The following is a 19902-nucleotide window of genomic DNA, read 5'->3' as shown; positions in this document are numbered from 1 at the left end:
CGGCAATGATTTCAAAATAATACCGTTAATAACGAATAAAGGTCATCGGAGCAGCCTGCTCCGATGACCTTCATCACGTCTTTTTCCTCGTGCGCGTCCAGCCGCGCGCGATGCCACGCGGCGTCGTTGTCGTTTCATCCGGTTTCAAAAGCTTCACGCGTTCTACACACGTTTCTCCCGCCCCGCTGTGATAGGATGATCAAGACAGCCATTCGAGGGAGGAAGATGACCATGCAGCAGTCTCATCCATTATCGCATAACGCCGCGGAACCGCCTATCGGGTTCGTCGCGTCCGGCTCCTATCCCGCGCGGGCGGGCAACGCGGTGCGCCCCCTGATCGACAGCGGCCCCGCCTTCCGCCGCATCTGCGAAGCCGTCGAAGCCGCCCGGCACAGCGTATGGCTTACGGTCACGTTCTTCGCGGAGGACTTTCAACTGCCGGACGGCCGCGGCACGGTGTTCGACGTGCTCGACCGGGCGGCCGATCGCGGCGTCGACGTGCGCATCCTCTTCTGGCGCCCGAACCCGGAGAGCAGCGGCTACGGCCGGACGTTCGCCGGGACGGAGGCCGACCGCGCCCTGCTCGCCGCGCGCGGCTCGCGGTTCCGCGCCCGCTGGGACCGGACGCACGGCCGGTTCTGCCAGCATCAGAAGGCGTGGCTGATCGACGCCGGGCACGAGACGGAGACGTCGTTCGTCGGCGGCATCAATCCTACCTTCCGGTCCGTCGAGCCCGGCCACGCCGGCGAAGGCCATCGGCACGACGCGTACGTCGAGGTGACCGGTCCTTCCGCGACCGACGTGCACCATAATTTCGTCCAGCGTTGGAACCAGGCCAGCGAACGGGCAGAGCGGGACGGCACGTGGGGCCATGACGGCGAGGACGAGCTGTCCTTCCCGGACCGGATCTCCGCGCCGCGCGGGACGATCGAGGTGCAGATGCAGCGGCAAGCCTCCCCCGGCCGCTATGCGGGCAGCCACCCCGCGCCGGGCGGCGAGCCGTACGACATCGCCCTCGGCGAGCGGACCGTCCTCGCGCAGTACATCCAGGCGATCGACGCCGCGCGGCGCACGATCTATGTGGAGAATCAGGCGCTGCCCGTGCCGGAAGTCGCGGCCAGGCTCGAGGATGCGCTGCGCCGCGGCGTGGACGTCGTCCTGCTCGTCCCCGGCGAGCCCGAAGGGCATGTGCGCGACTATCGCCGGCAGCCGGTCAAGCGCGCCTTCTTCGAGACGATCGAAGCGCTCGGCCGCCATGCGAACTTCGCGCTGGCCGGCCTCGCCGGACCGGACGGCCGCGGCGGGCGGAGCGGCGTCTACGTCCACGCCAAGCTCATGCTCGTCGACGATGCCTGGGCGACGATCGGCTCCTGCAACCTGCATGCCAATTCGCTTTACGGCCACACGGAGCTGAACGCGTCGTTCCGGGACCCCGCGGCCGTGCGGGCGCTGCGCCGGGAACTGTTCGCCGAGCATCTCGGCCGGGATACCGCGGAGCTGGACGACCGCGAAGCGTTCCGGCTGTTCCGCGAGATCGCGCTGGCTAACCGGGCGCGCATGGATCGCGGCTCGGCCGATTGGGAAGGCCTCGCCTTCCGGATCGACCCGGCGGCCTACGGCGTCTGACCCGGGCCGGCCGTCATGGCGCACGCCGAAGAGGCGGCCGCATCCCGCGGCCGCCTCTTCGCCTGCGCGCTTTACTTATACCCGAGCGCGGCCAGGTTGGCGTAGCTCGTCTGCAGGCAGTCGAACGGGCTGCCCTCGCACGTGTCCTGCTCGACGAGCAGGTACTTCGTCGAACCGGCGCGCTCGAGCGCGTTCAAGATGGCCCGGAAGTTCATGTTCCCTTCCATGACCGGCGCCATGACGGGCTCCGTGCCCCGGACGTCCATGTCCTTCAGATGGACGCAGTCGAGGCGGTCTTTCAGGATGCCGATCCACTCGCACACGTCCGCGCCCGCCGCCTGCACCCAATACGTATCGAGCGTAATGCCCATTTCCGCGGGCGAGAAATCCTCCAGCAGCCGCTCGATCAGCCGCTTGCCCCCGACCTTCCGGAATTCGAAGTTGTGGTTGTGGTACATGAACTTCTTGCCGGCCTTGGCGATCCGTCCGGCCGCTTCCCGGAAGTCGGCGGCGAAATGCCCGTACCAGTCGGGCGTGCGGTACTTATCCGGCATGCTGCCGATCCCGATATATTCGCAGCCGAGCACGTCATGCTCCCGGATGACCGCATCGGTGTCGCGGATAATGCGGTCCGGGCTCGTGTGCGTCAGGGCGACGGTTAGCGACAGCTCGTCGCAGATCGCCCGCAGCGCTTCCGGCGCGATCGGCCCCATCGCTGACGCCTGCACCGCGGTATACCCCATGGCGGCGATTTTTTGCAACGTACGGCGAATATCCGTCTCCGTCTGAATGAACGTTCTGACCGTGTACAGCTGGGCTCCCAAGATCATCGATTGCTACCTCCTTCGAATGGTTCGAACCGGCTCTGCTCTCCATTATAAAAATTATGCCGAAAGCCGCCATTGCGAATCGGAGCGTGTGCATTGCAAATCTAGCGATGTTTCTCTACACTGAGGGGGAACCGGAGGGGATAAACCGATGGAAATCCGCAGCATCCGCACGGATGCCATGCTCTATCACCATAGCGTCGACGTCCGAAGAACGGCCAGCTACGACCTGCACTGCCATCACTACTACGAAGTGTTCTACCTGATCGCGGGCCGCGTCGGCTATCTCGTCGAAGGCAGGCGGTTCGCGCCGGAGCCGGGCAGCTTCCTGCTCATCCCGCCGAACGTCTTCCACGGCGTCCGCGTCGAAAGCGACGACGCCTACGAGCGGCTCGCGCTGCACTTCGCGCCGGAGCTGCTGCATCCGGAAAGCCGCTCCGCCCTGCTCGCGCCGTTCCACGCGGCGTCGGGCTCGAAGGCGTTCTGCTTTGCGGACGCGCGGGAGCTGCGGCCGTTCCTCGACCAGCTTCTCGACGCCGGCGGGATGGACGAGACGCTCCGCGGCCTGTCGCTGCGCATCCGGTTGGAAGCGCTGTTATCGCAAATCGCCCGCATGGCTCCCGCGCCGGCCGGGGCGCCCGCGGCCGCCCCGGGTCTCGCCGAACGGCTGATCGACCACGTCAACGCGCACGTGACCGAGCCGCTGTCGCTGGACGAGCTGTCCGCGTCGTTTTACGTCAGCAAGCATCACCTGAACAAAGTGTTCCGCAAGGCCGCCGGCACGACGGTCGGCAATTACGTGCTGCGCAAGCGGGTCGCGCTCGCCCAGCGGCTGCTGCGCGATGGCCGCTCCGCCGCGTCTGCCGCCGCCGACGCCGGATTTCGCGATTACTCCTCCTTCTACCGGGCGTTCAAGAACGTCTGCGGCTGCGCGCCTTCGGCCTGCGTCCCGCCATTCGGCCGGCGCGGATTGTCCGGCGCCGCGCTTGATCAGGCCGCCGATCAGCAGCAGGAGCGGAAGGACGAACGCGACGAACAGGATGTACGGCGGGAAGACGACGGAATCCCAGTGCAGCATGTACGCAACGTCGGGGTAGAGAATGAGCGCGAAGGCGACCATCAGCATGCCGCAGGGGAGCGTCAGCGTCCGGTAATCGCGGAGCCGCAGCATCTCCGCGAGGCTCGTGACCCGGCCCCGGCGGGCCTCCGCGCATGACGAAGCCGCGCACGGAGGGCCATGCGCGGCTTCGAAGAATGGCTCGCTATGCGATGGGCGAGGCTATGCGCCCGCGTCTTCCGGGCTCGCCCATGCGGACGACCGCCTTGATCCCGATTCGGTCGAACGCAAGCGACGGGACCTGCTCCGGCGCGAATTCGTCCGTGATCAACCCGCGCAGCAGGCCGGGATAAAGCCGCTCCATATCGCGGATCCGGTCGAGCGCGCGCGCGAAATCCGCCTTCGACGCGTTCACGGAGCCGACCACGGTCTGGTTGCCGATGACCATCCGCTGATTGATGTCGTCCATCGGCACCGGGATGCGGCGGTCCGTCGGCGAGATGCCGACCGTGCCGATGATGCCGTTCCGGTTCAGCACGCGATGCGCCTCGACGAGCAGCGGGCTGTAGCCGGTGCACTCCAGCACGACGTCGAAGCCGATTCCGCGCTTGCCGGCGTAATGGCGCGCGAGCCCGCAGCCCCCTTCGCCGTCCGGCTCGCCGCCGTACGCGCTCCGGAACTCCGCGCCGACGCCCGCCAGCACCGCCGCCTGCCGGCTGTCCCCGGCATGCAGCGACCAGACGTGCGTTTCGAGGCCCATCGTTCGAAGCGACAAGGCGGACAGCAGGCCCATCGGGCCGGAGCCGAGCACCAGCGCCCGCTTCGGCTGCCAAACGAACCGCTGCTGGATGCAGGCGATCGTCGCCCACAGCTTCTCGAAAATGCTCTGCGGCTCCACCCATACGGCGAGCTGCTTCAGGTCGTCCGGCACCTTCACGACGTAGCGGGCGTCCTCGACCACGTATTCGCGCATGAAGCCGTGGGAGCCCTTGATCCCCCGTTCGGTGTATGCGCCCGTCTCGCAGTAGTCCGCCCGGTCCGCGCGGCAGTTCGCGCAGGCCGGATCCGCGCACGGCCGGCGCACCAGCGCCGTCACGGCGTCGCCCGGCCGGAACCCGGAGGCGGCGCCGGCCGCTTCCACGATGCCGCTCAGCTCGTGGCCGATGATCAGGTCGTCCTCGCCTTCCTCCGGCACGCCGTAGCGGTGCGTGACGATTTCTTTGTCGGTGCCGTCGATTCCGACGGACAGCACCCGGATCAGCACCTCGCCGTCGTGCCGGATGGCGGGCTTCGCCATCTCCGCCACTTCGATTCTCGCCGACTCGGACGCGGCGTTCTTCAATACGATCGTCTTCATGCGTTCGCTTCGCTCCCTTTCGGCGCGTCTCCCCGGCGCCTCACGTCAAATACCGCCCGATCCCCGCGCGGACGAACGCCACGGATTCCCGCAGCTCCTCCAGGCCGTTCACGCCGTCCTCGATCGAGATCCAGCCGCGGAACTTCTCTTCTTGCAGGACGCGGAAGATCGCGTCGTAATCGTTCATTCCCCGGCCGATGACCCCGTGCTCGAGCGCGTCGGAGTAGCCCTGGTCCCGGTATTCGCGAATGTCGTCCATCGAGCGGCCGGCTTTCAGATACCGGTCGCTGGCGTGCATCGTCAGCACGCGCGACCGGACCCGCTCCAGCAAGCGAAGCGGATCGTCGCCCGCCACGATCGCGTTGGACGGGTCGTAGTTCACGCCGAACCACGGCGATTCGATCCGGCCGACGATGTCGAGGAAGATGTCGCTCGGCATCGCGAATTCCGGCGCGGTCCAATAGCCGTCCTTGTAGTGGTTCTCCATGACCAAGTGCACCCGCTTCTCCGCGGCGTACGGCAGCAGTTCCCGGATGCACGAGACGGTCCAATCGATCCCGTCCTCCCGGGAAACGCCGCTCCGCCGCTGCCCCGACAGCACCCGGCAGCTCCGGAAGTCGTCCGGGCCGAGAATCGCCATGACGTCGATCATCCGCATCATGGCGTCGACTTCCCGCGCGCGCCGTTCGGGATCCGGCTGCGTGAAATCCGGGGACGCGCACATCATCGGAACCGCCAATCCCTGCCGGTCGCACGCCTCGCGGACGGCCTTCAGGTACGTCTCTTCCGCGCTTGCCAAAAACCGCGGGTACATCTCCAGCCCGTCGGCGCCGAGCGTGCCGGCCAGTTCGATCCACGTCTCCAAGCTCATCTTGCCTTCGGACAACTCATGAATGAAGCCCTTCGGAAATACCGCCACGCGGGCCGAAGCCGCCATAGTCGTCACTCCTCCGTCTTGTTCGCTTTGACCCGGTCCACGAACCGCCGCAAAATCGCTTGGAGCGCCTCGCGGTCCGTGCTGGGCTTGAATTCCCGCTTGTCGATGACGAGCGGCGCGCCGATGACGACGAGCGGCGCGCCGTGGCGAGGCATGTCCGCCGCCTGGTCGATGGACAGTCCGCCGACGGCCTGCACCGGCACGTTCACCGCCGCCGCCACCTCGGCGAGGTGATCGTACGGCGTGCGCGCCCGGTCTTCGCCCCGCTCGTCGAAGCCGGTATGCACGATGATGTAATCGACGCCGTTCGCCTCCATCATCCGGGCGCAGGCCACGGGATCCGGCGCGGCCATGATATCGCCCATGACCCGGATGCCGTAATCCCGGGCGGCCCGGACGACGGCGCGGATCGTCGCCGGATGCGCCACGCCCATGACGACGACGTGGGTGGCGCCGGCCTTCGCCATCATCTCCGCTTCCAGGTAGCCGCCGTCCATCGTTTTCAAATCGGCCACGATGGGATGGTCCGGGAAGGCCTTGCGCAGCGCCGCGACGGCGTGCAGGCCTTCGCCGAGCAGAAGCGGCGTGCCCGCCTCCAGCCAGTCGACGCCGGCTTCCACGGCCACTTCGGCCATCGCCAGGGCGTCCGCTATCGTGGTTAAATCCAGCGAAATTTGCACGATCGGTTCCATGATCGCTTTCCCCTCTCCTTCGTCCTTTGAAACGCTTTCAATTACGAAGCCCGCGCGGCCGCTTCGCGCATTTCCGCTTCCGTCAATCGCTGCCGGCCGCATCTGTGTCCATATTCCACGCGGCGGCGGGAAGTCCTGCCGGATGCGCTCAATTGAGGAAAGGGGACCCACCTCGCGCCGGGAACGACGTTCACCAGCAGCCCTCTCTCCCGGGGCGGAAGGCCGTTTTCACAATATCGTAAAATCGTTGCCCATTGTGCATGATTGCCCAATGGGCAATAATAGAGAGGAACATCGCGGCGCGCGCTTGACCGCTTGCGCCCGCGGAAGAAAGCGAGGTGTACCGTACGCGATGACCAAACCAAGCTTAAGGGACGCGAAGCGGGAGGCGACCGCGCACGCGCTCGCCGACGCGGCGTTCGAGCTGGCGCTCGAGCGCGGGCTCGACGGCTTCGTCGTCGACGACATCGTCCGGCGCGCCGGCTTCTCCCGCCGGACGTTCGCCAATCATTTCTCCTGCAAGGAGGAAGCGGTGGCGACGGCCGCCGTCTCCTTCCAAGGCGTCCAAGAGGCCGACGAATTGCTCGCGGGCGTGGACGGGAACGCGTCCCCGGTCGATATCTTGTACCGGCTCATGAAGATGCGGCTGACCGCGGGAATCCTGTGGAAGCTGCGCGAGCTCGTGTCGCTGGCGAAACGGAGCCCGACGCTGGAGCCGTATATCCTGAGCGCGTTCCGGCGGCTGCAAGAGTCGGCGCAGGAGACGCTGAGCGTCTATTCGCAGGGCCGCTATCCCGACGGCTATGCCCATCTGCTCGCGGGCGCCGTCTACGGGGCGTTCCTGCCGCTGCTCGACGGCAGCCTGAACGTCCTGCTCCCCGGCCAGCCGGCCGGCGAGGTGCCGGGAGCCGTCCCGTTCGACGATTATTTGGACACCATGTTCGGCTATTTGCGAAGCGGCTTCTAAGCGAGGACCCGCGTTCCGCCCCTACTCCCCCAAGCAAAGGAGAATCATCCTTCTATGTCGACCTTTCTGTACAAAATCGGCCGCTCCGCGTACGACAAGCCCTGGGCGTTCATCGTCGGCTGGGTCGTCATTCTGGCCGTCGTGCTCGCCGCGCTCGGCGCGAACGGCATCCACGTCAGCTCCGATATGAAAATCGAAGGCACGGAGTCCCAAAAAGTGCTGGACCAGCTGGCCGCGGAGCTGCCCGAAGCGTCGGGCGGACAAGCGAGCGTCGTATTCGCCGCTCCCGCCGGAGAACGGCTGGACACCGCGGAGCGCCTGGCCGCCCTTCGCAAAGCCGTCGACGACGTCTACCGGCTGGACCACGTCATCAACCCCGCCGAATTGGCGGCGAAGGCCGGCGTCTCGGACGGCGCCCAAGCCGGCGCGCAAGCCGGCGATTCCGCGGCGGCGGGCGCCCGGCAAGGTGCCGAAGCCGGTGCCCAGGGCGACGCGGCGGCGGCGGCCGGCCTAGGTACCGGGGGCGCGAACGCCTCCGCGGCCGGGCAGGCGCCGTACGGCCCGCTCGTCGTCGACGGCGCGCCGGTTCCGGGCGTCATGATCGCCCGTGACGGCAGCGTGGCCCTGTTCCAGTTCCAATTCACCGTGCAGCAGATGTCGCTGCCCGAGTCCGTGCCGGACCGGGTGATCCAGGCGGTCTCCGCCGTGGAGAAGACCGGCATCCAGGCGCTGCCGAGCGACTCGCTGTCGACCAAGCCCGCCCTCGGCTCGACCGAAGGCGTCGGCCTCGTCGTGGCCGCCGTCGTCCTCCTGATGACGCTCGGCTCGGTCGTCGCGGCCGGCCTGCCGCTGCTGTCCGCCATTCTCGGCGTCGGCATCAGCGTCGGCGGGGCGTACGCCTTCTCGAAATTCATCCCGATGACCGACATCACGCCCGCGCTCGCGCTCATGGTCGGGCTTGCGGTCGGCATCGACTACTCGCTGTTCATCGTCAACCGGCAGCGCCGCATGATCCTCGACCAAGGCCTGAGCGCGCGCGAAGCCGCGAGCCGGGCGGTCGGCACCGCGGGCAGCGCGGTGTTCTTCGCGGGCCTGACGGTCATCATCGCCCTGTGCGGCATGCTCGTGATCGGGATCGCGTTCCTGTCGACGATGGCGCTCGTCGCCGCGGCGGCGGTGCTGGCGAACGTGCTCATCGCCCTAACGCTGCTGCCGGCCCTGCTCGGCCTGGCCGGCGAGCGGATCTGCTCGGCCAAGGCGCGCGCCAAGCGAGCCGGACAATCGTCCGAACCGCGGCACGGGTTCGCGCGCCGCTGGGCAGCCGGCGCGATCAAGCTCCGCTGGCCGATCGTGGTCGCGGCGATCGCCGTATTGGGCGTCGCGGCGATTCCCGTCGCCAAGATGGAGATGGGGATCCCGTCCGGCGCCACGGCGAACCTGGACACGACGTCGCGGCAGAGCTACGACGCGATTTCGCAAGGGTTCGGGGAAGGCTTCAACGGCCCGCTGCTGCTCGTCGCCGAGCCGAAGAACGGAGCCGCCATCGGAGCGGAGACGCTCGGCAAGCTCGCGCAGGAGCTCCAGCAGCACGAAGACGTCTCGCTGGTCACGCCGATGGGCGTGAACAAGACCGGCGACATGGCCATCATCAGCCTCATTCCGAAATCGGGCCCGACCGACGCGGCAACGAAGCGTCTCGTCCACGACCTGCGCGCGCCCGATTCCAAGCTGGCGCAAACGTACGGCGTCGCGATCAGCGTCACCGGCTTTACCGCGATCAATCTCGACATGTCCGCCAAGCTCGCGGAAGTGTTTCCGCTCTACGTCGGCATCATCGTCGTGCTGTCGCTGATTATTTTGCTGCTCGTGTTCCGCTCGGTCATCGTGCCGGTCAAAGCCACGGTCGGCTTCCTGCTCAGCGTGCTGGCCACGTTCGGCATTACGACGGCCGTGTACCAGTGGGGCTGGCTCCACGCCCTGTTCGGCTTCGATACCGGCGGTCCGCTGCTCAGCTTCATGCCGATCATGGTGACCGGGATTCTCTACGGACTGGCGATGGATTATCAGGTCTTCCTCGTCAGCTCCATGCGCGAGGCGTACGTCCACGGGCATCACGGCCGGTCGAGCGTCGTGCACGGCTACGAGCAGGCGAGCCGCGTCGTCGTGGCCGCCGCCGTCATCATGGTGTCCGTCTTCGCCGGCTTCATCTTCGCGCCGGACATCATGATCAAGCAGATCGGCTTCGCGCTCGCCGTCGGCATTCTGATCGACGCCTTCGTCGTCCGGATGACGCTCGTGCCCGCGGTCATGGCCGTCTTCGGGGACCGCGCCTGGCGCCTGCCGAAATGGCTGGACCGTCTGCTGCCGAACCTCGACGTGGAGGGCGAGAAGCTGATCGCCGAGCTGAAGGCGAAGGACGACGCGTCGCCCCGGACGGCCTTCCGGCCCGGATCGGCGGCTGCGGCCGGCATCTCGGCCGTCCGCGATTCTTCCAAGCCATCCGGCGTACGCCGGCCGGGCGACTCCTAGCTCCCTCCGATATCCATGTGCGCGGTCCGGCCGCATACATGGATATCTTTTTTTGTCCCATCCTAAGAAGAAAGAACGGTGACGCGGGACAGCGGGAAGGCGGAGGCTGCGGGAAGGCGGAGGCTGCGGGGAGACGGAAGCCGCGAGCGACGCGCGGCCGCGGCCACGCGCCGCTTCAACCCGGCAGGCGCGCCAATTCGGAAAAGCAACTGCCTATAGACAACGGCGGCGAAAAGGTGTACGCTGAAGATAAATTAATACCAGGTACTAAAACCTGATGCTAAGGAGTTGAACGGCTATGCTGCAGCACCCGCTTCAATCGCATGCGGCCATTACGGCTTTCGGCGCGTATGTCCCGGAACGGATTTTGACGAATCGCGATTTGGAACAAATGGTGGACACGACGGACGAGTGGATTTTTCAACGGACGGGCATCAAGGAGCGGCGCATCGCCGCGGACGATCAGTTTTGCAGCGACATGTGCTTCGGCGCGGTGCGCGACCTTCAGCTGCGCTACGGCGTCGTGCTTGAGGACGTGGATTACGTGCTCGTCGCGACGACGACGCCGGATACGTTCTTCCCGAGCATGGCCGCGCGGGTTCAGGCGGAATTCGGCATCGTCTCCTGCGGGGCGGCCGACGTCCAAGCGGCGTGCGCGGGGTTCGTCTCGGCGCTGCAGCTGGCCAACGGACTGCTTCTCTCCGGCGCTTACCATAAAATTCTCGTCGTCGGGGCCGAGACGCTGACCAAGGCGACGGATTACACGGACCGCTCCACCTGCATCCTCTTCGGCGACGGCGCGGGCGCCATGCTCGTGGAACGCCGCGAGGAGGGCGCGTTCCTCGCCTCCCACAACGGGACGAAGGGCGGCGACGGGCATCATCTGTACCGCTCCTCCCTCGCGCCGTCCATCGACGGCGTGCCGATCCAGACGAACGGCATGATCGTCCAGAACGGACGCGAGGTGTACCGCTGGGCGGTCACGACGGTGCCCAAGGGCATCCAGGCGCTCATGGAGCGCAACGGCCTCGCGCCGTCGGACATCGACTGGTTCGTGCCGCACAGCGCGAACATGCGCATCGTCGAATCCGTCTGCGAGCGGACCGGCATCCCGCTGGAACGGACGCTGACCAGCATGCGCGAATACGGCAACACCTCGGCGGCGTCCATCCCGCTGGCCATCGACCTGGCCTTGAAGGAAGACCGCATCAAGACCGGCGACACGCTGCTGCTGTACGGCTTCGGCGGCGGGTTGACGGAATCGGCGCTGCTGCTGCGCTGGACGCTGTAAGGCCGTTTCGGCTCAACCGAACGTTTCGCGACGCGTCGCGGGCGAGCGCGGAGCTTCCTTCGGGACGCTCCGCTTTTTTTCGCTTGGCCGGCCCGGTACCATGCGCGATTCGGCCAAGACCGCCCCCGCGGTCCCGCCGCCGCGAAATGGGAACAATCCGATTTTGTCGAATGCGCGCAAAGGCGGTATACTAGAACGTATACGAACCTATAGAAAGCGAAGGTAGCCCGCCATGGACGAACTGAAAAAGGCTTACGAGCTGCTTGGCCTGCCCGAGGGCGCAGGGAAGGAAGACGTCGAGAAGCGCTATTTCCTCTTGATCCGCCGGGAGCGCGCGAACCGGCAGCGCGAAGAGGCCGCGCAATCGGACGAGCAGGGGATCACCCTCGAAGACATCAACAAGGCGTACAAGACGATCCTGGAGTACGACGAGAAGCAAACGATGGCGCAGTTCAACGACGCCGCCTACGGCAAATTCAAAGGCATGGCCGGCTCCGCCCAGAAGGTCGATCATTTTTTCAGCTATTATAAATTTCACGTGCTCGGCGCCATCGCGCTCGTTCTGATCCTCATTTTCGGCACGAAAGCCTACATCGACCACCGGCACAAAATGGCCGAGCTCGCGAAGCTGCCGCCGATCGATGTAAGCGTCTCCTTCTTCGGCGAGTATTACAGCCAGGACGGCAGCTACCCCGTCAGCGACCTGAAGCCGCTCGAGGACAAGTTTCTCGCCCAGTTCCCGCAGTGGAAGCGGGTTCAGGCGTTCTTCACCTACGTGCCGTCGGACATCAAGAGCGAGCAGGATTCCGCGCTCATCCAGAAGAGCATCATCGATCTTATGATGAACAAAGCCGACGTGTATATCCTGGATAAGGCAAACTTCCAGAAGCTGGCCCAGGACGGCTCGCTCCTGCCGCTCGACGGCGCCAACGCCGCCAAGCTGGGCCCGGCCTTCAAGCCGGAGCTGGGCTACAAAGCCAAAACGGAGGACGTGCCCGAGGAGCACGTGTACGGCGTGGACATCTCCGCAAGTCCGCTGCTCAAAGGGCTGCCCGTCATCGGCAAAGAGTACATCGCCGGCGTCCGCGTGAATTCCGAGCGGCCGGACAACGCGTTCTCGTTCATTGCCGGGTATTTGAAATAATCGGTCGCCCCCGACCGGAAGCGCCGCTGCCGAATCCGACGCGATTCGGCAGCGGCTTTTTTTGCCGCCGCTCCGTTGCCGAAGTCCCGATCCATGTTACAATGAGTCGAACTGGATAAAAAAGGATAGACCGGGAGGCCCATCATGACCAGAAAAATCGCCTTTATCGCCCTATTCTTCTTCGCGCTGTTCGCGAGCCTCGCGAGCGCGGCGCCGCTGCCAGCCAAAGGCAAAGGCCACGTCTACGACGGCGGGGGCATGTTCCCGTCCGGCCGGCTGCAGGCGCTGGAGCAGGCCGCCGCGGCGGGCGCGCCGTACGCGTATTATATCGTCACGCTCGAATCGCTCGGCGCTTCCGAGCCGGACGCCTACGCGGAGGCGCTGTACGACGCCTGGAAGCTGCGGGCGGACGACGTTGTGATCCTGCTCCCCAAGCAAGAACGGCGCGTGCAGCTGTATTTCGTCAATCCGCCGCTCCAGCGGAAGCTGGACGCGCTGCCGGACGACTACGCCGGCAGCGGCTATGCCGGACGGGCGGCGATCGACCGGTTCGTCGGCGGCACCTTCACCCCGCTCGCCAAGGAAGGCGATTACGCCGGCGGCGTGCTGAAGCTGATCGCCGCGGCGAAACGGCTGCCGGAGCCGGCGGGGGATGCGGCGCCTGGCGAGGGACAGGACACCGCGCCGGATGCGGCCGGATCGCCGTCCTCCGGCGAGACCGCAACGCCGCCGGCCTCGGCGCCGGACAGCGGCATTGCGGCTGGCAACGGCACGGCGGCGGGCCAGCCGAGCGCGCCGGCGAACCGGACCGGCCTCGCGATCGCGCTGCTCGTCTTAGCGCTCGTTGGCGCCGCCGCGATCGTGCTCGTCCTCTACTTGATCCGCCGGTCGCGGCATGCCCGCCTCGTCCGCGAAGCGGACGCGATCGCGGTGGGGCTGTTCCGCGCCCAGGAGCTGCTCCGTCCGCTCGTCGGGCTGTACAGCGGCCCGGCCACCGCGGCGACGCTGAAACCGGTGGCGGACGCGCTCGACGCCCGCGCGGCTGCCGCGCAGGAACTGCTGCGGACGCTCGGCGGCAGCCCGCCGGGCTTCTTCGCCGGCGGCGGGCGCCGCGAGACGGACGCGGCCGGCGCGACCGCCGCGCGCCTGCGCGCCGATGCCGGCGAGCTGCGCAAGCAGGCCGAGCATCTCGCGGAGCTGGACCGGCAGAACGGCCGCGAGCTCAGCGCGATCCAAGGCGAACTGAGCGGCCTGGCGGCCAAGGCCGGCGAGCTCGCAACCGCGAACGGCCTGTCGCTCGCCCGGATCAAGCAGGAAATCGCCGAGAACGCGGAGCAGGTGGAAGTCATCCGCAAGCGGCAGGTCACGGACCTCATCGACGCGGCCGAGCTGCTCAAGCCGCATCGCGCCACGGCGGAGCTGCACGCCTCCCTGCTGGAACGGCTCCCTTCGTTCCTGTCGCAGCAGCGGCAGCTGCCGGACGACATCGCGCAAGGCCGTTCGCGGATCGAGGGCGAGCTGCGCGCCGAACGGCTCGAGCTGACCGAGTTCAATCCGTTCGACCGGCTCGAGGAAGCGTCCCGCCGGCTCGCGCCGTTCGCGGACGCGCTCGCGGCCGGCGATCTGCGCGAAGCCGCGGGCCAATCCGAAGCGATGACGGGCGCGATCGCCGAAGCGCGGCGGATGGTCCGCGAACGGGTCGCGCTGCGGGACGGCCTCGCCGCCGATCTGGAGACGCTGGAACGGTTCGCGGGCTCCTTCTCCTTCGGCGAAGCGGCCTACCGCGAAGAGCTCGGCAAGCTGCAGAGCCAGTTCGACGAAGCGGTCTGGGGCTTCATGCCGGACGCGTTCCGCGCGGCGACGGACGCCTTCCGGGAGCTCGAGGCGGGCCTCGCGCCGCTTCGCGAGGCGTTCGGGAAGCAGCGCTACGCCGCGGCGCGCCCGCAGGCGGACCGGCTGCTCGAGCTGTCGAAGCGCGCGGCGGAGGCGGCCGAGTCCTGCCTGAAGGCGCGGGAACGCGCGCTTGCGCGCACGGAAGCGCTGCGCGCCAAGCGGGAAGACGCGCGGCAGGCGTTCGAAGCGGCCGCCTCGCAGGCGGCGGCGCACCGGCTGCGTGCGGCGGGCGACAGCGGCGCCCGGGTCGCCATGCAGGAAGACGCGATTCAAGCGGAGCTCCGCGAGACGGACCGCCTGCTCTCGCCGCCGGGGATCCACCCGGACGCCGCGGAGCTGCGGCTGAACCAGCTGGCCAGCCGCGCGGCCGCCTACGCGCAGGACGTGCAGCGCCTCGTTCAGGAGAAGCAGGCGGCGGAGCGGCGCATGCGCGAGCTCGGCTCGCGCTACGATTCGGTCCATGCCCGGACGCGGCACCGGTCGCTGCCCGGCCATTTCGACGCCTCCTACCAAGCCCGCGTGAACGAAGCGGACCGCATGTTCGCGCTCGGGATGTACGCGGGCGCGATCGAGCAGATGAACGAGGCCGACCGCCAGCTCCGGCGCATGCAATCGGCGTACGACGACATCCTCCGCGAGGAGCGCCGGCAGGAGGAAGAACGGCGCCGGCACGAAGAGCTTCACCGCCAAAACAGCGCGCACCACGGCGGCCATCAAGGAGGCCATCAAGGAGGCCATCAAGGAGGCCATCAAGGAGGCCATCAGGGCGGCGGGCATCACGGCGGCTCAACCGGCGGGGATTCGTTCGATAAGCCGCGCGGTTCGTCCGGCGGCGACAACTGGTAGGGACCTCGGCTCGTCCGCGCAAAACAAAGCGCAGCCGCGCGTACGATTCGTACGCGCGGCTGCGCTTCGTTCGTTCAGGGGTTCAGCGCGAGATGCTTAAGGCCCGTATAGCGGTCCCGCAGCAGGTAGGCTTCCCGCAGCGATTCGCCGATCAGCGTCTCCGTCAAGCCGATGTCGCCGGGATCGGACGGTCCGCCGGCTTGCCGCAGCCACGTCCGCAGCCGCTCGGCATCCGGCAAATCGCCGAAGACGGCCGGATACGCGCCGGCCAGCCGCTCGCGGTACAGCTTCGCCAGCATGACGGCCGCGACGCCGACCTTGGCGCCGTGCAGCAGCTGCCGGCGGCCCTCCTTCAAGTACGCCATCTCCCAATGATGCGACAGATGATGCTCGCCGCCCGAAGCCGGCCGCGAATGGCCGACGAGCAGCATCGACCAGCCGGACAGGAGCAGCGCCTCCATCAGCACCTCCACGCCGCGCGCGGATCCCGTCGCGATCTCGTCCACCGCTTCGAGGCACCGCGTCAGCGCCTGCTCCGTCAGCTCGTACGCCAGCGGGCAGAAGGGCTCGCCGGCCTGCTCGGCCGAGAAGCGCCAATCCGCCAGCGACGTGAACTTGCCCAGCATGTCGCCGAAGCCCGCCGCCGTCATCCGCCGCGGCGCCGCCGCCAGCACGTCCAGGTCGGCGAAGATCGCCTCCGGCGCGATGGCCGGCACCGTCTGTTTGAAGCCGCCCGTGATGATCGGCGCGCCGACGGACGTGAACCCGTCGACGGAAGCGGCCGTCGGCACGGAAACGAACGCGCGGTCCGTCTGCGCGCAGACGAACCGCACGACGTCGTGGATCGTGCCGGAGCCGACGGCCAGGATCGCGCGGGCCTCCTTCGGCGTCTCCAGCATGACCTGGACGATCGTCCGCTCGTCCGCGATCACGTCGCCCTGCCCGTCGGGGTTCACCCGGCAGACGGCATGGGCGATTCCGGCCTCCCGCAGCGACTCGGCCAGCCGCTCGCCCGCCGCGGCCCACGTGTTGGCGTCGGCGACGAGCCCGACGGACGCGCAGCCGCGGGCCTTCAGGTACGGCGCGACCTTGGCGAGCGCTCCCGCCTCCAGGGCGCCTTCCATGACGATCGGCGCGAACACCACGCCTTCCGGCCGGCGGGCGGCCGCTTCGTTGATTTCGCGTAACGCGGTTTGGATCTCCATCTCGCATCAGTCCCCTTTCCTCGTTAGCGCCATTTTACCACACGCGAGATTGGGAGTCTTGCAGAATCGGGAGTCTTGCAGAATAGGAGACAAGGACCCAAACGGGCCGCCGCACCCCGGCATACACTGGCGGTAAGTGTGCGCATAGCAAGGGGGAAACGAAGGCGATGAAGCTGTTGTTTACGTACTTTATTCCAAGCGGCGGGATCGAGACGCTCAACCGGCTGCGGTATCATGCGCTTGGCGCCGCCGGAATCGAAGTCCACGCCCTCTACTTATGGAACGGCGCAGGCACCCAGAACATGGCCGGCATCCCCCATTTCGTGACCAACAACGATTTCGAAATTCTGGAGGTGCTTCGGAACGGGTACGACGCCGTCGTCGTCATCTGCGACCATCTCATGCTGCAGCGGCTGCGCGGCCTCGGCTACGGCGGCCCGCTGATCTACGAAGCGCAGGGACTCGGGACGAAGGAGCAGGCCGAAGGAACGCTGGCGTTCGCCTCCACGTTCATCCGCATGTACGCGCAAGGGGTCATCAGCCCGCCGACGTCGCATCTGATGGACATCTTCCAGCGATACCTCGGCGACTTCCCCCGCTTCTACGTGCAAAACATGATCGACACCGGGCAGTTCAGCCACCGCCCGTCGCCGTGGCTCAATCCGGACGGCGACCCCATCGTCGGCTGGATCGGACGGCTGGAGGCCAACAAGAACTGGCCGCTGTGCCTGCGCATCGCCGCAAGGCTCGCCGCGGAGAAGCCGAACCTGCGGCTCTGGCTGTTCGAGGACGCGACGATCTCGGAGCCCGGCGAACGGGAACGGTTCGTGGCGTTGGTGCGGGAGCTGGGCCTCGAGCCGAACCTGGTCGTGCGGTCCAACATCCCGCACAGCCATATGCCCCACTACCTGTCGGCGATCGGCGATTCGGGCGGCCTGCTGCTGTCGACTTCCTACGCCGAAGGCTTCGGCTACGCCGTCGCCGAAGCGATGAGCTGCCGCTGCCCCGTGGTATCCACCGATTCCGACGGCGTCCGGTGCTTCATCGACCACGACCGGACGGGCAAGTTTTTCCGCAGCGGCGGCGTCGACGAAGCCGTCTCGGAAGCGCGGACGCTGATGAACGACCGGGCGCTCGCGGAACGGATCCGCGACGAAGCGCAGCTGCACGTCCGGCAGCATTTCTCGCTGGGCCGGTACGCGGCGGACATCGTCAACGTGCTGACCGCGCTCGGCCTTCGGCGCTGACGCGCGCAGATGGACGGATGTCCCGCGCCACTTGTCCGTGACGCCTTCGCCTTGTCCCCGCCTAGTAAACAAAAGCATTGCCATTCTGTTCGAAGAGGTGCACGATCATGCTGCCAAAAGTGTCGATCATCATTCCTTTCTATAACGATCAGTACGTCGACCAGGCGATCGTCAGCGCGCTGTACCAGACGTATCCGAACGTGGAAGTGATCGTCGTGGATGACGGCTCCACCCGGCATCAGGAGGTCGTCGCCCCCTACCGTTCGCGCATCCACTACATCGGCAAGGCGAACGGCGGCACGGGCAGCGCGCTGAACCACGGGTTCTCGATCGCTTCCGGCAAATACGTCGCGTGGCTCAGCTCCGACGACCGCTTCCTGTCCGACAAGGTCGCCAAGCAAGCCGCCTATATGGAAGCGACCGGCGCCCAAATCAGCCACACCGACTACCACGTCATCAACGAGCACGGCACGGTCACGGAATACGGAGCCGGCATCAAATACCCGTCGGCCAAAGCGTTCATCTACGGCATCCGGCACGGCTGTCCGGTCAACGGCTGCACGGTCATGATGACCAAGGAGCTGTTTCAAGCCATGGGCGGCTTCAATCCGGGGCTGCCGTATACCCACGATTACGATTTTTGGATCCGCGTGCTGCTCTCGCGCGTGGACTTTCATTACTTCAACGAGCCGCTCACCCTCTACCGCCGCCACTCCCAAATGGGCACCGTGCGCCACTTCAACACGATTCTGAACGAAGCGGGCATGGTGACCGCCCAGTATGCGCATCAGCTCGACGATCTGCTGGCGCAGCTGCCGGACTGAGCGGGGGAGAGAACAGGGAGAGAGAAAGGCCGAAATGAAAAAACACCGCGCTCGGCGGCTTGATGCTGCCGAGCGCGGTGTCTTTTGAGTTGTTCGCGCAAGTCGGCCGGAGGCGTGTCGACGCTCCGGTGGCGCAACCCGAACTAGTTGGGCGAGCTAGTCTAGGCGGCCTGGTTAGACGATCGGGCTGGACGATCGATTAGACGATCGGCTAGACGACCCGCTTAAAACGCTCGGCAGAGCGAGGCGCCTAGACCGCCCAGCCGCGCTGGCCGACCTGCTTCTCGAAGTACGCCTCGTCGATCGCGAGCCCGAATCCGGGCAGCTCCGGCACGAGAATGCGGCCGTCGTTAATGCGGTAGCCCGACGTATCGATGCCTTCGATCCGCGCCTCGTCCCACTCCGCGAATTGAAACCCTTCGATCGCCGGAGCGGCCTGCGCCGACGCGAAGTTGCCGAAGAAGCCGCCGTAGTTGTGAGGCGCGGCCTTCACGCCGGAGCGGGCCAGCCGCTTGCTCAGCTGGATCCAATTCACGATGCCGTAATCCTTCAGGTCGTATTGGATCGCGTCGATCAGGCCCGCTTCCGCCCATTCGACGATCGGCCCCGCGGCCAGCCCCTCGCCGTCGGCGATCCAGACGCTTAAGCCTTCCTTCGCCATCCAATCCTTCAGCTCGCGATACAGCCGGTCGTCTTCGTGGAACGCTTCCTCGATCCACAGCAGGTTGGCGGACGCCGTTTCCTTCAGCACCTGCTTCGCGAGGTTCAGGTTATACCCGTTGTTGGCGTCGATCGACACGTTGCACGACGGGCCGACCGCCTCGCGGACGCCGTTCACGATCGCGATGTCCCGCCGCGTGCCGGCCTGAAGCTCCATGTGCATCGCGCCGCGGCCGACCTTGATTTTGAACCCCCGGAAGCCCGCCTCGTAGCCCTGCATGGCTTCTTCCTGCAGCAGCGCGACCGCGTCCGCATCCGAGCTTAAGTGCAGATCGTCGAAATACAGCGACGTGTCATAGCAGGGCACCGTCAGGGGCGAGGTCCCCTTCCCGCCGGTCAGAAGCGCGTGCACGGGCATTTCCTCCGCCTTGGCCAGCCAATCGAACAACGGAAATTGCAGGCCCTGGAACCGGTCCTGGATCCACTGCTCCTCGCAAAACAGCCCGCCTGCCGGCGTCCCGACCATCGCCTGGGCTTCGTCGCGGGAAATCCGCGACCACCCGTAGCCCGTCCGCCCGCCGATCGTCACGCGGACGAGCGGGAATCTTACCTCCTTGCCGTGCACGCCCAGCCTTGCGTTGCACCCGGCCGATCTCGGGCGTTCGCCTCTCATCTCGGCTTGCTCGATCCTCTCGATGCGCCAGCTTTTGTCTACGTTCATTCGTCCATGTCTCCTCTCGCCAAACGAAAAATCAGGCATGAAGCGTCGAAATCCGGTCATCCTCCCCATCTTAATGCGC

At 66.7% G+C, this 19902-nt stretch carries 15 protein-coding genes; 9 read left to right on the top strand and 6 right to left on the bottom strand.

Going from position 1 to position 19902, the window contains the following annotated elements:
• Window positions 1-231: 231 nt before the first annotated feature.
• Complete coding sequence (locus BMZ79_RS15560; RefSeq protein ID WP_177222155.1) at window positions 232-1626, top strand: phospholipase D-like domain-containing protein; 1395 nt, start codon at window positions 232-234, stop codon at window positions 1624-1626.
• 71 nt (window positions 1627-1697) lie between these two features.
• Here the strand turns inward: BMZ79_RS15560 and BMZ79_RS15555 are convergent, their stop codons facing one another.
• Entirely contained in the window at window positions 1698-2456 is a 759-nt protein-coding gene (locus tag BMZ79_RS15555) for a sugar phosphate isomerase/epimerase family protein (protein WP_090641478.1), read from the bottom strand.
• A gap of 148 nt (window positions 2457-2604) precedes the next feature.
• Between BMZ79_RS15555 and BMZ79_RS15550 the strand changes: the two genes are divergently transcribed.
• Window positions 2605-3669, top strand: a complete 1065-nt coding sequence (locus BMZ79_RS15550; RefSeq protein WP_090641476.1) for a helix-turn-helix transcriptional regulator — start codon at window positions 2605-2607, stop codon at window positions 3667-3669.
• Window positions 3670-3715: 46 nt separating this feature from the next.
• On the opposite strand, the gene BMZ79_RS15545 is transcribed toward BMZ79_RS15550, so the two are convergent.
• Genes BMZ79_RS15545 through BMZ79_RS15535 form a run of 3 tightly spaced genes read right to left on the bottom strand, consistent with a single transcriptional unit; the run spans window position 3716 to window position 6496 of the window.
• Complete coding sequence (locus BMZ79_RS15545) at window positions 3716-4867, bottom strand: alcohol dehydrogenase catalytic domain-containing protein (RefSeq protein ID WP_090641475.1); 1152 nt, start codon at window positions 4865-4867, stop codon at window positions 3716-3718.
• A 40-nt stretch (window positions 4868-4907) separates the two neighbouring features.
• On the bottom strand, window positions 4908-5804 hold the full coding sequence (locus BMZ79_RS15540; protein ID WP_090641473.1) for a sugar phosphate isomerase/epimerase family protein: 897 nt from the start codon (window positions 5802-5804) through the stop codon (window positions 4908-4910).
• Window positions 5805-5809: 5 nt separating this feature from the next.
• Window positions 5810-6496 (bottom strand): orotidine 5'-phosphate decarboxylase / HUMPS family protein, encoded by a 687-nt coding sequence (locus BMZ79_RS15535; protein WP_090641601.1) that lies wholly within the window; start codon window positions 6494-6496, stop codon window positions 5810-5812.
• Between the two features lie 352 nt (window positions 6497-6848).
• Between BMZ79_RS15535 and BMZ79_RS15530 the strand changes: the two genes are divergently transcribed.
• The 5 genes from BMZ79_RS15530 (at window position 6849) to BMZ79_RS15510 (ending at window position 15166) form a co-directional block, all read left to right on the top strand.
• Window positions 6849-7463: a TetR/AcrR family transcriptional regulator gene (locus tag BMZ79_RS15530; RefSeq protein ID WP_090641472.1), complete on the top strand. Its 615-nt coding sequence runs from the start codon at window positions 6849-6851 to the stop codon at window positions 7461-7463.
• A gap of 54 nt (window positions 7464-7517) precedes the next feature.
• Window positions 7518-9992 carry an MMPL family transporter gene (locus BMZ79_RS15525; RefSeq protein WP_090641470.1) on the top strand — a complete coding sequence of 825 codons (2475 nt, stop codon included), beginning with the start codon at window positions 7518-7520 and terminating at the stop codon, window positions 9990-9992.
• Window positions 9993-10290: 298 nt separating this feature from the next.
• Complete coding sequence (locus tag BMZ79_RS15520) at window positions 10291-11283, top strand: ketoacyl-ACP synthase III (RefSeq protein WP_090641469.1); 993 nt, start codon at window positions 10291-10293, stop codon at window positions 11281-11283.
• A 232-nt stretch (window positions 11284-11515) separates the two neighbouring features.
• Window positions 11516-12427, top strand: a complete 912-nt coding sequence (locus BMZ79_RS15515) for a hypothetical protein (RefSeq protein WP_090641468.1) — start codon at window positions 11516-11518, stop codon at window positions 12425-12427.
• Between the two features lie 144 nt (window positions 12428-12571).
• Window positions 12572-15166: a TPM domain-containing protein gene (locus tag BMZ79_RS15510; RefSeq protein WP_090641466.1), complete on the top strand. Its 2595-nt coding sequence runs from the start codon at window positions 12572-12574 to the stop codon at window positions 15164-15166.
• A 74-nt stretch (window positions 15167-15240) separates the two neighbouring features.
• Here BMZ79_RS15510 and BMZ79_RS15505 read toward each other — a convergent pair whose 3' ends face one another.
• A complete protein-coding gene (locus tag BMZ79_RS15505) occupies window positions 15241-16371 on the bottom strand; it encodes a sn-glycerol-1-phosphate dehydrogenase (protein ID WP_256252766.1) in 1131 nt (376 codons plus the stop codon).
• Window positions 16372-16538: 167 nt separating this feature from the next.
• Here BMZ79_RS15505 and BMZ79_RS15500 point away from each other — a divergent pair, with 167 nt between their 5' ends.
• Window positions 16539-17618, top strand: a complete 1080-nt coding sequence (locus BMZ79_RS15500; RefSeq protein WP_090641464.1) for a glycosyltransferase family 4 protein — start codon at window positions 16539-16541, stop codon at window positions 17616-17618.
• A 107-nt stretch (window positions 17619-17725) separates the two neighbouring features.
• The gene (locus BMZ79_RS15495; RefSeq protein WP_090641462.1) at window positions 17726-18442 is read left to right on the top strand and encodes a glycosyltransferase; all 717 of its coding nucleotides are present in this window, start codon (window positions 17726-17728) and stop codon (window positions 18440-18442) included.
• Window positions 18443-18692: 250 nt separating this feature from the next.
• Here BMZ79_RS15495 and BMZ79_RS15490 read toward each other — a convergent pair whose 3' ends face one another.
• A complete protein-coding gene (locus BMZ79_RS15490; RefSeq protein WP_090641460.1) occupies window positions 18693-19823 on the bottom strand; it encodes a mandelate racemase/muconate lactonizing enzyme family protein in 1131 nt (376 codons plus the stop codon).
• Between the last annotated feature and the right edge of the window lie 79 nt (window positions 19824-19902).

It is taken from the genome of Paenibacillus sp. UNC496MF (assembly GCF_900113915.1).
GTDB lineage: Bacteria > Bacillota > Bacilli > Paenibacillales > Paenibacillaceae > Paenibacillus_Z > Paenibacillus_Z artemisiicola.
Note: the sequence above shows the minus strand (reverse complement) of the source record. Positions and strands in the feature narration are given on the sequence as shown.